This is a genomic window from Providencia sp. PROV004 (assembly GCF_011045615.1).
Taxonomy (GTDB): domain Bacteria; phylum Pseudomonadota; class Gammaproteobacteria; order Enterobacterales; family Enterobacteriaceae; genus Providencia; species Providencia rettgeri.
In genome coordinates, this window is sequence record NZ_CP042859.1 from 1,337,981 (window position 1) to 1,352,638 (window position 14,658).

The 14,658-nt window shown below is 37.4% G+C and carries 13 protein-coding genes; 2 read left to right on the forward strand and 11 right to left on the reverse strand.

Annotated features, from left to right (window positions below; genetic code table 11):
- Positions 1-40: 40 nt before the first annotated feature.
- The 7 genes from dmsD to FVA69_RS05850 all read right to left on the reverse strand — a co-directional run bounded on the left by dmsD (position 41) and on the right by FVA69_RS05850 (position 7,522).
- On the reverse strand, positions 41-658 hold the full coding sequence (gene dmsD / locus FVA69_RS05820) for a Tat proofreading chaperone DmsD (RefSeq protein WP_004913405.1): 618 nt from the start codon (positions 656-658) through the stop codon (positions 41-43).
- Between the two features lie 121 nt (positions 659-779).
- The gene (locus FVA69_RS05825; protein WP_123382338.1) at positions 780-1,637 is read right to left on the reverse strand and encodes a DmsC/YnfH family molybdoenzyme membrane anchor subunit; all 858 of its coding nucleotides are present in this window, start codon (positions 1,635-1,637) and stop codon (positions 780-782) included.
- A 1-nt stretch (position 1,638) separates the two neighbouring features.
- On the reverse strand, positions 1,639-2,256 hold the full coding sequence (locus FVA69_RS05830) for a DMSO/selenate family reductase complex B subunit (RefSeq protein WP_164528528.1): 618 nt from the start codon (positions 2,254-2,256) through the stop codon (positions 1,639-1,641).
- Positions 2,257-2,266: 10 nt separating this feature from the next.
- Positions 2,267-4,693 carry a selenate/tellurate reductase subunit YnfF gene (gene ynfF / locus FVA69_RS05835; RefSeq protein WP_232799062.1) on the reverse strand — a complete coding sequence of 809 codons (2,427 nt, stop codon included), beginning with the start codon at positions 4,691-4,693 and terminating at the stop codon, positions 2,267-2,269.
- A gap of 476 nt (positions 4,694-5,169) precedes the next feature.
- On the reverse strand, positions 5,170-5,916 hold the full coding sequence (locus FVA69_RS05840; protein WP_109912723.1) for an energy transducer TonB: 747 nt from the start codon (positions 5,914-5,916) through the stop codon (positions 5,170-5,172).
- Between the two features lie 289 nt (positions 5,917-6,205).
- Complete coding sequence (locus tag FVA69_RS05845) at positions 6,206-6,673, reverse strand: hypothetical protein (RefSeq protein WP_164528529.1); 468 nt, start codon at positions 6,671-6,673, stop codon at positions 6,206-6,208.
- Positions 6,674-7,051: 378 nt separating this feature from the next.
- On the reverse strand, positions 7,052-7,522 hold the full coding sequence (locus tag FVA69_RS05850; protein WP_164528530.1) for a multidrug/biocide efflux PACE transporter: 471 nt from the start codon (positions 7,520-7,522) through the stop codon (positions 7,052-7,054).
- A 109-nt stretch (positions 7,523-7,631) separates the two neighbouring features.
- On the opposite strand from FVA69_RS05850, the gene FVA69_RS05855 reads away from it, so the two are divergent.
- Positions 7,632-8,486 carry a LysR family transcriptional regulator gene (locus FVA69_RS05855; protein WP_117162784.1) on the forward strand — a complete coding sequence of 285 codons (855 nt, stop codon included), beginning with the start codon at positions 7,632-7,634 and terminating at the stop codon, positions 8,484-8,486.
- Between the two features lie 185 nt (positions 8,487-8,671).
- The gene (locus tag FVA69_RS05860) at positions 8,672-9,151 is read left to right on the forward strand and encodes a DUF4822 domain-containing protein (RefSeq protein WP_004913390.1); all 480 of its coding nucleotides are present in this window, start codon (positions 8,672-8,674) and stop codon (positions 9,149-9,151) included.
- A gap of 82 nt (positions 9,152-9,233) precedes the next feature.
- Here the strand turns inward: FVA69_RS05860 and yegD are convergent, their stop codons facing one another.
- The 4 genes from yegD to FVA69_RS05880 all read right to left on the reverse strand — a co-directional run bounded on the left by yegD (position 9,234) and on the right by FVA69_RS05880 (position 14,635).
- Positions 9,234-10,586 carry a molecular chaperone gene (gene yegD / locus FVA69_RS05865; RefSeq protein ID WP_164528531.1) on the reverse strand — a complete coding sequence of 451 codons (1,353 nt, stop codon included), beginning with the start codon at positions 10,584-10,586 and terminating at the stop codon, positions 9,234-9,236.
- 407 nt (positions 10,587-10,993) lie between these two features.
- The gene (locus FVA69_RS05870) at positions 10,994-11,392 is read right to left on the reverse strand and encodes a hypothetical protein (RefSeq protein ID WP_110732116.1); all 399 of its coding nucleotides are present in this window, start codon (positions 11,390-11,392) and stop codon (positions 10,994-10,996) included.
- Positions 11,393-11,721: 329 nt separating this feature from the next.
- Positions 11,722-12,768, reverse strand: a complete 1,047-nt coding sequence (gene nrfF / locus FVA69_RS05875) for a heme lyase NrfEFG subunit NrfF (RefSeq protein ID WP_164528532.1) — start codon at positions 12,766-12,768, stop codon at positions 11,722-11,724.
- Positions 12,761-14,635 (reverse strand): heme lyase CcmF/NrfE family subunit, encoded by a 1,875-nt coding sequence (locus FVA69_RS05880; RefSeq protein ID WP_164528533.1) that lies wholly within the window; start codon positions 14,633-14,635, stop codon positions 12,761-12,763. The genes nrfF and FVA69_RS05880 overlap by 8 nt, the downstream gene beginning before the upstream one ends.
- Positions 14,636-14,658 lie beyond the last annotated feature (23 nt).

The window sequence follows — 14,658 nt, forward strand, 5'->3', positions numbered from 1 at the left end:
GGTTTTTACTTCACAAAATGCATATTTGAACGATATAAAACTAAAGACAAAGCTCTTTATTCGCTGGGGTTAATTGAGCGCTTTGTTGGATATGTCTTAAAGTTTCTGTCGCCAGCAGCGCAGTGGCTTCATAAAAAGCATTCCCGCTTTGCAATTGCATTTTTTCTAAATAGCGATATACCCAAGGTAAAAAATGTATTTCTAGTAATTCACGTAACAGTTCTGGTTTATTTTCAATCACCCAGGCAGTGAGAAGAAATATTAGCCCCACATGATCTTCGGGTTCTTTTTGATTTAATTCAATATTGATTTGGTTATTACGAAGCCATGCTCTTAATTCAAGTGTCGAAATACCAAAAATAACATTTTCTTTATCAAGATAAACAGAACCCCAAGGTGGTGCAGGTAATGCATAAGGGCCAATAAATAAGCGCTGGTAGGCTTCTTGTAAAGTTTCTGATTCAGAAAGACTATCTTGAAAAAGTTTATCAATACGTTGGCAATCATAATCCTGAGTAAATGGCCACTCAGCTAACCATTCGCTCGTCGTAAATAAATCAATTAGTTTATTTACGCGTGCATCAGAAGGGTCATAATAAAATAATGCCCCCAAAGTTTGCGCGCAAAGCGAAAAATCTGCCAATAATTTTTGTTCCATATTTGTCCACTTGCTATGTTGATGATGACGCTTTGGTGCGATCGTAGCGAAACATGCGATTGTTGTCGATGATAAGAAGGTAATTAGCCCCCTTATCATCGTAAAAACAATGGAATAGTCGTTATCCGGCGATAGCCATACCTACCGTCATATGTAGCCCGTAGAAAATGCCTCTACCAATCAATTCACCAAAAATCACCAATAATACGGCGACTAATAGCCCGATAATTGAAGGGTTTTTCATTTTAACATGTGGGTAAATCCAGAAAGCTAGCCCTAATGTTAAGCAAACAGTACGCCAACCCATCAGTGAAGCATAATCTGGAACAAGCTCTGATGCTTTCTGTACAGAGCTTTGGATAGAGCCTAATTCAAACCCCTGTGCCGTCACCAAAATACTACTCGCAACCACTGCAACAATACTGATTAATGTAAAGAAACGGACGTTATTGATATCATAGCTTGCTATGCGTAATAAAAATGCGGCAAGAACAGGCCCTGCAATAAAGCTGGTTAGGATAAATTGCAAACTACCATAGTGATTAAACCAAGTTGGGACGGTATCAATTTGGTAAACGCGGGATATGGCATAAATAAATATTGCCGCAAAAATGATAGTGATAATTAACCAAATAGTACCAATAGACTTGGGCATTTTTTTCAATAATGACAGTAACCAATATATTCCACCTAAGGCAAAGAATATTGAGCCACTGACTATTTCGTTACTCAGAGCGGAATGACCAACACGTATCATTGAATTGAAGGCACGCATCGGCGAACCCATATGCAACATGGATAGTAAAAAGCCAATTCCCATTAACGCCCACAAACCAAACATGCTCATCACTATTTTATGATGCTGCTCTTGTAAGGGTTTTATTAACAATACCAGAGCCATGAGAATAAATGCACCAGCAACACTTTGGCCTATAACAGTGAAGAAGATTAACGGATATTCATGTAAGCCTGCGCCCATTTTAAACTTCCTCCGGATTCGCTAAATAACCTGTGGTGTCACCAACAGGGCGACAATTTGCATTGAGATTTAACACAATATTGGGTTTGGTATAATGTGCAGCGGGTAGAGGTGCTATCTCATTGATTGTGCCGTATTTTGCACGTAGCTCTTCAATGGGCCCAAAATCTAATGCACGTAGCGGGCAAGACTCAACACAAATGGTTTTTTTGCCTTCAGCCACACGTTCATAGCAGCCATCACATTTAGTCATATGCCCTTTAACTGCATCAAACTGAGGCGCACTATAAGGACATGCCATATGGCAATAACGGCAACCAATACAAACACTTTCATCGACAATGACAAAGCCGTCCTCACGTTTGTGCATCGCGCCACTTGGGCAAACTTTAACGCAAGCAGGGTCCTCACAATGGTTGCATGAAATGGAAAGATAATAAGAGAATACATTTTGATGCCATGCACCATCTTGCTCTGTCCAGTCGCCGCCTGCATATTCATAAATACGACGGAAATGAACATCAGCGGATAAGTTTTTAAAATCTTTACAGGCGAGTTCGCACGTTTTGCAGCCCGTACAGCGTTGTGTATCAATATAAAAACCATATTGTTGTGACATACCGGGCTCCTTATAGTTTTGCAATTTCAACTAAGTTAGTATGCTGAGGGTTCCCCTTAGCAAGCGGTGAAGGGCGTTGAGTCGTGAGGACATTAATACACCCGCCTTGGTCTACTTTTTTGCCAAACATATCGGCATCTAACCAAGCCCCTTGGCCCATAGCAGTCACGCCTGGCATGATCCGTGGTGTCACTTTCGCTGGAATATGAACTTCACCTCGGTCATTGAAAACCTTGACCATATCACCCTGTTTAATACCACGTGCTTTGGCATCTATAGGGTTAATCCATATTTCTTGGCGACAAGCTTGTTTTAAGATATCAATGTTGCCATAACTTGAGTGTGTTCTGGCTTTATAGTGAAACCCTGTCATTTGTAATGGGTATTTTTTATTAAGACTATCGGTATGGCTTTCAAAGCCTTCGGTATAAATTGGCAGCGGGTCAATCACATCATCTGGTGCTAATTGCCATGTTTTTGCTATTTCAGCTAGGCTTTCTGAGTAAATTTCTATTTTTCCTGAAGGCGTCTTCAGTGGATTAGCTTGAGGGTTATCTCGGAAGGCTTTAAATCCAATGACATGCTCATCTGGGCATTTGTGCTTGAAAATACCCACGGTTTTCATTTCTTCATAAGTTGGCATATCAGGGAAGCGTTCGCGGCTTTTTTCACATAAATATTTAACCCATTCGTGTTGGGTGCGGCCTTCGGTAAATTTCTGTTCGACATCAGGGCCTAAGCGTTTAGCTATTTCTGACAAAATTTCATAGATGGGCTTACGCTCAAATTTAGCGCTAGTGGCTGGTTGGCCTAAGATCATGTACGACATGTTTCCTGCGGACTCGCTAGGAATAAGATCTTCTTGTTCGGTAGGCATTAAATCAGGTAGTAAAATATCGCAATATTTTGCAGAGGCCGTCATGAAGTGGTCGATGCCGACAATCATTTCGCATTTGCTGTCATCTTGTAAAATTTCATGGGTGCGAGCGATATCACTATGCTGATTTATCAATGTATTACTGGCATAGCACCATAAAAATTTAATGGGAACATCTAATTTATCTTTCCCTTTGATACCATCATGAATAGCTGTCATTTCGGTACCGCGTTCGATGGCATCAGTCCATGTGAAAACAGAAATCTGAGTTTTTACTGGGTTATCGAGCATCGGGAACCATTCAACACCGGAATCATAAGTACCTTCACGACAGCCTGAATTTCCACCACTAATGCCAATATTACCAGTAATAATGGCTAACATGGCAATTGCTCGAACGGTTTGTTCACCATTTGAATGACGTTGAGGACCCCAACCTTGAACAATATAAGCGGGTTTTGCTTGGCCTATTTCACGGGCTAACTTAATGATTTTATCTGCTGGGATACCTGTAATTTTAGCGGCCCACTGTGGTGTTTTAGCAATACCATCAGCACCTTGGCCTAAAATATACGCTTTATAGTGACCATTTTTAGGTGCCGAAGCTGGCAAGGTTTTTTCGTCATAGCCGATACAGTATTTATCGACAAATTCTTGGTCGACCATATCCTCAGTAATAATCACGTAAGCCAATGCGGCAGCAAGTGCACCATCAGTACCAGGACGAATAGGTAACCATTCATCTTCTCTACCAGAAGCAGTGTCATTATAACGAGGGTCAATGACTATCATGCGCGCATTTGAACGTTCGCGCGCTTGTTCGACATAATAAGTGACACCTCCGCCACTCATACGAGTTTCGGCAGGGTTATTACCAAACATCACAACTAGTTTTGTATTTGCAATATCATCGGGGCTATTTGCTTCTTGGGAGCCGTATAGGTAATTCATACCTGCACGAATTTGTGCAGTACTATAACTGCCGTAGCGGCTCAGGAAACCACCACATGAATTCATTAAGCGATAAGGAACATTTGAGTTGGTGATATTACCGCCATCAACGCCAGTACCATATAAAACGTGAACGGCTTCATTACCATAATTTTTTAGAATATCGCGTAAGCTATTACCAACAGTATCAAGGGCTTCTTCCCATGAAATTCGGACAAATTTGCCTTCACCACGTTTACCCACACGTTTCATTGGGTATTTCAATCTATCTGGGTGATTCATTCTTCTGCGGATTGAGCGACCACGCAGGCAAGCTCTGACTTGATGATTACCATATTCATCTTTTCCCGTGGTATCAGATTCAACCCAATATACCTCATCGTCACGCACATGGAGGCGTAATAGGCAACGGCTACCACAATTAACGGTACATGAACTCCAAACGGCTTTTTCTTCAGGGGATGTTGAGTTTTGAGAGGTATCGATTGCTTTTGCATTAAAAGGAAGTGATAAACCGCCAACTGCAGCAAATAAACCGCCAGCAGCGCCAGATTTCACGACATTGCGCCTTGAGATAGGGCTATTTAATAATTTATTTTTTGTATTCATTGATATTAGCCTTTATGACCATATTAAATATAGTGTTATTCAGGGGCTATCTTACTCTGACATATTTAGTTTTTTTTGCGCCATATCAACGAAGTTATATTTGCAAAACTGGTAACTTTTTTATAATAAATAAATATTAATGATAATTGATATCATTATAACGTTATGAATAAAAACAGGTTTTATTTTTATTGCTCGTGTCTAAAAATTTAGAAATGTTAATATTGAGTTTTGTAGAGAAAATATTTCTCTCGGTAAGGCCATTTTCGGAAAATAGGGAGAAGACTTTTAGTCATATAGTTGGAAAATAATAATAAATTTCTCTAGGATCATTGATTGCTCTGAAAAAACAATAAAATTTATTATTATTTTTTGGAATGAAAAATAAATACAGAATAACTAACTATAAAGTGAACATCTAATATCCAATTAAGGTATACTTTTTTATTGAAAATAATTGTTATTATCAGTGTTGGTTAATTAAATTCAATATTGAGAGTGATAGATTGAGCAAAACCTGCTGGTGGCTTACCGACAGAGCGGCTTTTTTGTACTGCAAGTAAAGCGGCTTGATCTAATAAATCATTTCCTGAACTGCTTGCTAAGCGAATTAAACTAATTTCTCCGGTTTGGCTTAATTGAAATTGAATAGTTGCGATACCACGGTTTTTCATTTTTTTTGCGCGGCGAGGGTATTGCTTGTTTCGCTCAACTTCTTGGCGCAGTTTTTCTCGATAGGCATTAATTAGTTGGCTATTAGTGTCACTAGTCGCATGTTGGTTTTTGGGGCCTTTAATTCCTGCTGATTGAGAAGAAACAAGGTCACCGGCTTTTTGTTGTTGTGCGATTGGCAAATCATTTTTAATTTCGGAATCAGCTTGTTTGCTGGGGTTTTCAGTTCTTTTAGTGAGTTCTTTGGGTTTTACGGGTTCTTTTTGTGTTTTGATCACCTTTTTTTGCTTTTTAGGCACAACAACGGCGGCATTTTCAATAATTGGGCTGGGTTCTATTTTTACCTCACTAGGGAGTTCTATCGGTTGAAGGAGCTCTTCAGGTTCTGCAACGTTAACCGCTTGAGTTAATGCGATCGATATAATCGGCGCATCCTGTTGTGCTTGGTTTTTTAAGGATAATGATTGAGCCGTAACATAGGTTAAGTACCCAATAACAAGAATATGCAGGGTTATGGATAGCGTAAAAGTGATTAATTTTCGACTCATCATAAGACCTCAATATTCTTTCTTGTTGAACCTAAAGAGGGTAGACCAAAACAGGTCTTAAGTAGTTATGCTTGAGTTATAACTCATAAGATAAAATAACGATTCGAATTATATGTTAATAATTATCAATTGCAAATGATAGTTATTATCAACTTTGATGGGTATATGTTATTTACTATTAATGCATTGATTTTTAATAATATAATTTTAAAATGAAAAAGGCTTGGTGAGTCACCAAGCCTTAATAAGATTAATTGTGTGATAAATCAGTTAAATATCATTCTCTATTTTATTATTTTGTCTGGCTCCTGCTTAAGTGTTGCTGTACAGCGTATTTGATAGAAGGGGATTGGTTGTTTTCGGTAAAACTCAACGCGACTGCGGCTTTTTCATGTCCATCCATTGCTAAAAAACTTTTGCTGATACCATTAATTTTATCTGTTGCTAAATTACCAGCTTTTAGATGTGAATTAATGGCTGCTTGGTTCGCTGCGGACATATTATTTTCATTAAAACTTAATGCAGTAGCGGCTTTTTCATGCGAATTCATCTGTGCAAAAGATTTCGTAATACCTTGGATACCATTAGGTGATAAATTAGCGGCTTTTGCATGGTTAGCAATAGCGATTTGGTTTGCATAAGCGGTATTATTTTCAATAAAACTGAGTGAAATAATGGCATTTTTATGGGTGGTTACGTCTGCTTGAGCACTTAAATTAAATACCAGAAAAAGTGCAGAAGAAATAAATAGTTTGTTCATCTGAATACCTTTAAATAACATTGCCTAAACTTTGGACAAAATAATGGATAACTTTATATAAATGAGTTCTAAAAAATGAAGGAATTTAATGTTTAACTTCTATTTACTGCACTCGAACTTAGGTCTGTTATTGATAGATAAACGCATCTAAGTAGTATTTTTATAAAGTTATCGTAGAACTCATCATGACGATGGCGTCAATATAGGTGATCATGTTCAATGATGAAATTGACATCTATGCATATGATGAGTGCATAAAACGCATTCATCATTTTGCAAAAAAAAAAGAGAGAATTATTTCGGCGTGTTTATCGTATTTATGATACATAAATAACACCGTATAGATAAGCTACACGGTGTTTGAATATTTAATTAAAATTAAGAACGTTTAACCGCTGTTTCTGAGACGCGTATTGCATTTTCTTTATTCGCAAACCAACGCTCACGTAAGATGTCATATCCAAGATTAAACGCATAAGTATAAAATAAGAAAAAGGCAAAAAAGCCGATTTCAAGTAAGAATGCGTCTAAGAATGACATTTTAAGTAAAAACGCCAGCATTGGTACACCCATGATCACAAAGCTCAATTCAAATCCAACGGCGTGAAAAATGCGTACTTTGGCTGGGCGAGGCCCTTTGGATAAGGGCCAATAACGATCAAAGACCATGTTATAAAATAAGTTTAATAGCATTGCCAGTGTCGACAAGACAATAGCGACTGTTCCCATTTGGAAAATTGAGCGTCCTAAAAGCCACGCACTGACCGGTGCAGTTATCGCGATCGCGATGACTTCAAATGAAACTGCATGAAAAATTCGTTCAGTTAATGTTTTTGTATACTTGCTCATAACTACCTCAAAGATATGGAAAATTATTTTTTGGGTAAAAATCGGGTGCAATTATTTGCTATTTTTTATATATATACAAAATGGCAGCCATCGAAAAAAGCGATACCTTATGAATTATTCTATAGAAACATTACGTACCTTTGTGGAGGCGGCATCCCTAAAGTCATTTTCTGCTGCGGCTCGTAAATTAAATAAAAGCCAATCAACTGTGAGTACGACAATCAGTGGTTTTGAAGACGACTTGGGCTTTTTGTTATTCGATAGGCAGGGACGTGAATCAACATTAACTTTTGCAGGTAGAAAAGTTTTGAGTTTAGTTGAGGATATTTTATCGGCAGATGAACGTCTTCAAGCGCTTCGAGTTGAACTGCTACCAGATATAGAACCAAGGTTAAGCTGTGCTTTTTCAGATATTTATCAGCCCCCTCATGCTGAACATATTGTAACAACATTAGATAGACAATTTCCGCATCTTGAGTTCGAGTTTTTAATTGCAGAAAATAATGCCGTTATTGAAATGATCCAAAACCAACAGGCTCATGTTGGTATGATGGAATCTCGAACAGAATATCCTGCAGATATTTCTTTTTCTCGTTTACCTATTCAAGGTGAATTAGGTTTATATGTATTAAATAGCCATCCATTAGCTAAAGAGAAAAAAATTACTTATCAGCATTTAACAATGACACGCCAACTACGGCTAAGCAGTAGTAGCCAAATTATTATTAATAGTGAAAAGAACTGGTTTGCGCCAAATTATTTACTATTATTAGAAATGGCAGAACAAGGAGCTGGATGGGCAATATTACCGACATGGTTAGTTAAGCAATTTGGCCATAACCGTTTAGTGAGTATTAATTATGATTTATGGCCACGTAAAATTGATGTGGATTTAGTTTGGTCTAAGAATAATCCACCGGGAAAAGCGGGTTACTGGCTGATTAATAAATTACTTAATAGCTAAATTTAAGGAGATTAATTTTAAAATCAATGTGTTTGTGCTATATTTTATTTTGTAAAACAGTCTATATTAAATGTAATAAGATGTTATCTTGTAAATAAACGTAATATAATTTTTAAAGTTGGCTTTATATCGCTAATCTAAACTTAATCAAATTGTTGTTTGAGTTAATTTATTAGAGGATAAAAATGAAAAAATTATTAGTACCTACACTTTTTGCTGTTGTATCTACTATGTCATTTGCTGTTAATGCAGCTACAACTCCAGCAGCAAGCCAATCACAGAAGGCAGAACATAAATTAAATGCTTACGAAGAAATTATGGTAGGCAAAGTCTGGGTAACGACAGAAGCTTTAGATCAAGATAAAAAAGAAGTAAATGCAGAAGATAAACAAGTTGCAAACTTCTTTGGGGTTGCCGAATATTATCCAGACGGGACTTTTAATATGACCACGTTCGATGGCAAACCCAAAATGAAAGGTGACTGGTCATTTGATGAAAATGGCAAAAGCCGTTCATTAACAGCGAAAGATGATGACGGTAAAGTTTTATTTACTCGTGTTGTTGAAAATGTGACAGTAACACCTGAAGAATATACGTATCGTATTTATCCAGAGCAAGATAGCAAAGATAAGTACTTTGATATTGTCCATAAAGTTAAAAAATAACATTTAAACCAATGCCGCAGTCTAGATATAAAGCTCATTGATTGAGTAATTTATTCTGCGGCATTATTGCTCTATTGTAGCTTTATTTAAAACAGGTTTCTGCCCAGCGCGTTAGTCCAGCAGTAACGGAACCAAAATCGTCTCCACGTACTATAGGAATATTAGGTAATTCTTGGCTAATTGCTTGGTGTAATATTGGTGAGCGAGCACTCCCACCTGTAACGTAAATCGCATCAGGTTTGACCCCACCTTGATTGACAGCTTCTTTAACTAATTCAATCATTTTACTTTTTGGTGATTCAATTGATTCCACCATTTGTTCATGTGGAATATTCACTTCTAGTTTTTCAGAAATTAATTTAATTTGAGCTAAATAACTGGAAGTGTCCGATAAAGCAATTTTAGCTTCTTCAGCTTTACGTACTAAGCTATAACCTAATGTTTCATTATAAACTTCTAACAATCGAGATATTATTTGAGGTTCTTTTGCATCTTGCTTTAAGCGTGTTAACGCCGTCAAATTTTGTCGTGAGTAAAATTCTTTTTGCGCTTCAACATTATTGATAGCAATCGGGTTCCAAAATTGTAGAAATGGCATTTTAATGCCCGATAAAGATTGGCTTTCCATCCCAAAAAGTGGCATCAATTGTTTTAATGCTAGGTAAATATCAAGGTCGTTTCCACCCACTCGTTGGCCACTATGTGCAAGTAAGGATTGTGTTCTGTCTTGTGCACCTCGATAAGTCGGTCCCATTTGAATTAATGAACAGTCTGTTGTTCCACCGCCAATATCAACGACTAAGATGATCTGGTCTTTACTTAATGTGGATTCATATTCAAGCCCGGCAGCAACAGGTTCGAACTGGAAAGCAATATGATTAAAACCTGCGCGTTTTGCCGCACGATAGAGTATGGATTCTGCTTGTTGATTTGAAAGTTCCCCGCCACGCCCATGAAAGTTAATTGGCCGGCCAATGACTGTGTCATCAATAACCTGCTGTAAAGAATGTTCTGCAGTATCCTTTATATTTTTCATCATCGCGCAGACAAGGTCTTCAAAAAAACTAATTTGAGTATCATGTAAGCCTGAAGCCCCTAAAAAAGATTTTGGGGATTTTACATAATAAACATCTCTAGGGTCGCTCAGATATAAATCTAAAGCAGCTTGCCCAAATACAATGTCCTCGGGTAGTAAATCGACCCCTTCATCACGGTTAAACGCGATAGATCTTTTTAAAATTTGTTGTCCGATTTCATTCGAGGGGGATATTTTACAATGGCGAAATAAATGCTCAGAAACTGATTCTCTTGTTGGCGCACATAAGGTTGATGGAATATAAACGCTATCGCCTTCTAATGGTAATAGCGTGGGTACCCCGCTTTTCATGACTGCGACAGCACAGTTAGATGTGCCGTAATCAAAACCAATAAACATTTCGCCTCCAAGAGTAACGACTTTGAAAAAAGGCAGAGACTTTATATCAAGCAGGAATGAATTACTATCGAAAAAATAGTTCGATATGAAGGGGAAAACTCAAAAGGAGATAGCTTGAATTGATTGCATGTTGTCTAGATGCTCTGAAAGCACAGAGGCTCTATAACAAAATGCAAGCATTATTGAAAGATTGATTTATTGATGTTCATAAAAAGGGCGTAATTAATTTAGCTTAAGGTGGATAAATAAAAATACCTATCGATAATATTAAGGTTATTTAAAGCTATTTTTATATAGAATGGGGTTTGTGATGTAATATTTTATTTTTCCTCCTCTTTAACATTTTAATGTAATGTTAAAGAGGTTCTCGGAAATATCTTATTTAAACAGTTAGGTTTTATATATTTTTAACTATTACAATACTTATTCCAAATTACATTAAAATCATTATTAGGAAATTCTTTATCATCTCTATCAATTAATGGAATAGAAACAACATTACGGCCGTCATCATGAAGATAGGTTTTGACCACAAAACGTTTAAATGAATATGAGTTTTGGCTAGTGAAAATAAGCACTTCACCGCATACATAACCTAGCATACCATGGTCTAAGGTTTCTCTTATCTCATGATATTTAACATTTTTATACTCGGCCGTTTTGGGGAATGCTAAAAAATCCTCAACCGCTTTTTGAGATTTTTCTACAATATCTAAATCAGGTGTATAGTTACTTACAACGCCTCCTATAAAGGAAGCGCCTGCAATTAGGCCAACGACTAAAAATGAAAATATTTTATTTTTCATAGTGTTTATTTCTTATGTTATTATTTTTGAACCTCCCAATGAATGCCAAAATATAAAAATTGAATAAAAATTCATTGCCATAGGCTAACTTTTAATTGGTGATTTCACTTACGGAGATATACTTGGATTACATTTGGGATAATTAACGGTTACCAATCTAACATAAGATTATTTGAAGTAATATAGAAGGGAAACAATGGTAACCAATAAGAAACGAAAAATTACACATTTAAATAAATAGACATTTCATAAAAGGATACTTTATCACTATTGTGATAATTCAGTATGTATTAATCCCTAGAGTAACGAAAATATATAGAATAAGATTATTATTTTTTGTTCTTCATTATTTTTGCCATATGAATAGCTTCAATGAGTTGAGAACGATTAATACGAGAACTATTATTATCTAATAATTTTTGCCAAATATCAATTGCTTGTTCATAATTTGCATTCATAAAAGCATCTGAAGCGACTAGCATTAAAGCAGTAATTTCTTGTTTATCAAGGTTTAATGCTTTGTTGATTACCGCTCTGACATCTTCTGTTAGTTGTTGACCTGCTTGGTAATATAAAACGGTTGCAATCGCTGAGTATATCTGAGCATTTTCTCCTCCATATTTTAACGCTCTATGATAAGCAATTAATGCGTTATCATAACTATTTTGATAGAGATAGTATTCACCTAGTGTAGCCCAAAGCTCACTATTTTTAGGAGATTGGCGAATATCATCTTGCAAGCGGAATAAATCATTTTGTTCTTGCTGTAATGGTGTAAATGAGAGTAGAGGATCTGAAATACGTTGGTATTCCTGGTAGGCTAATTCAAACCGAGGCGAAAAAAAGTAACCAATAACAACTGACACCATTAATATGGCGAGTAATTTATTAATATGCCATTGCTTTGCAACTGATGGCGCTGTTACATCATCTGACAATAATTGCTCGAATACCTGCTGATGGTGAAGATTGTTCTCTAAAATCGGCTGTTTTTGTGAGCGATAAAATTTGAAAATGAAATAAAAAATGCCAACTAGAGCAATGCCCGGTAATCCCCAAAGCAGTGCGGTGCCAATAGTCAAGGGAGGGTTATACAGCACGAAATCGCCATATCGCTCGGTCATATAATGCATGATTTGCGCTTTATCTTTCCCCTCTGCAACCATTTTAAAAACTTGGTGGCGCATACTTACTGCAGTGGGTGCATTGGATTCGAGTAAGTTTTGGTTTTGGCACTGCGGACAACGTAATTGTGAGGCTATTTGCAAAGAATATTCTTGTTCTTCAATAGAATTAAATTGCCACACATCAACAATCTGAGCATTGGATATAAAAGAGCAACATAGGAAAAATAGTGCTAATAGGGTTTTAAGCATTTTTTATCCTCCCTTTTATCCAGCTTATTAATAGGCCAAAACACATTACAAACGCACCGCTCCAAATCCATTGAATGCCATCTTGTACGTAAAGGCGTATTGCATAGCTATTTGTTCCCGTTTTCTCACCTAATACCGCATACCAATTACGTAGCCACCCCCAATATATACCGGGTTCAATCATTAATTGCTGGCGAGCAGTATAAAAGCGGCGCTCGGTGATTAGCTGGTGTAATGGTTGGTTAGCTTTGCTAATTTGTATAATGGCTTTTTCGGTAGTGTAATTAGATTTAGCTTCAAGTTGCAACTCGTTGAATTGAAATTGATAATCTGCGAGTGAGATAGATTGCCCAACAGAAAGACTAACACTGGTTTCATGGTGACTACCAATGGATAAGGCAATGCCAGCCGCAAAAATCACAACCCCTGTATGAGCGATAAGGGAAAGGAATTGTTGACGAATAGCATCGATGGGTCGTAGCCAAAAGATAAGTAAAATAGCAAATAAAAAACCACAAGAAAGAGCGATAATAATCCCTTTAGACCAAAGAGATAAGCTTACTAATACACTGAGAGGTATAATGAAAAGAATACGCCATTGGGCTTTAATCCGAGTTTTGTTAAGCGGATAAATGGCACTTACCGCCATTATGATTAGCATCAAAATACCAAATGGTAGTAATGCTTGGTTAAAATAAGGTGCCCCAACCGATATTTTTCCCCAACCAAATAACGTGTAAATCATCGGGTAAAGTGTGCCCGTCAGGACAATGAATAATACAGTAGAAAATAGGATTAAAGTGAGTAATAAATAAAGCTGACGGCGATTAGTTTTGGTTGGTAAATTATCAATGTTTTTAGCTTTCCAACCATATATACATAAAGCACCGAAACTCAGGAAACTGAATAGTAAAAAGAGGGGGACAGCCCTAACGTTATCTAAAGCAAACGCATGGACAGACATTAAAATACCTGAGCGTACAATCAACGTGCCCAATAGAGATAAAATAAACGTGAGGATCGCCAGTAATATTGACCAATGACGATAATGACCCGTTTTGTATGAAATGGTAAGGCTATGGAATAACGCAGTTGCACTTAGCCATGGTAACAGTGATGCATTTTCAACTGGGTCCCAAAACCACCATCCCCCCCAACCAAGTTCACTGTATGCCCACCATGAACCCAGTGTGATACCCAAAGTGAGTATGCACCAACTAGGAACGACAAAGCGCCAACAGAGCCTTGCAACAGTTTGGTTAAATTGCGTGCACAGCGTGGATGCAAGTGCCAAGGCGGTTACGACCATTAACCCGCTATAACCTAAATAAAGCAGTGGAGGGTGTAATATCAACCCCCAATGTTGCAGCATTGGGTTGAGATCTCGCCCTTCAATAGCAGGAGGGAAAATGCGAACAAAGGGGTCCGAATAAAAGACGATAAACAGTAATAATGCGGTACTAATAATAGCGAGTAGGGTTAATGTGAGAGGAAATACGGGGTGAGTTTGCCGACGATAACACCATGCAAATAGGCAACTCCAAGCAGAGATAAACAGTAGCCAAAGAAATATTGAGCCTTCATGGCCTCCCCATACTGCGGCAATTTTAATATATAGCGGCGATAGCCGGTGGCTATGTTGCGCCACATACACGACTGAAAAATCACTTTGAATAAAGCTGAGAGTTAAACAAACATAGGCAACGAGCAAGAAAAGAAACTGTAAGTAGGTCCAAAGAATATTCCGAGGCATTTGCCTCGGAATATGGCGGAAGAAACCAATAACTCCAAACAATGCTTGGAAACAGGCAATACAGAGTGCCAATGCGAGGCAGAGAAAGCCAATTTCTGGGAGTATTAGTTCCAATGATTACCCTTATTTTTGAGTGA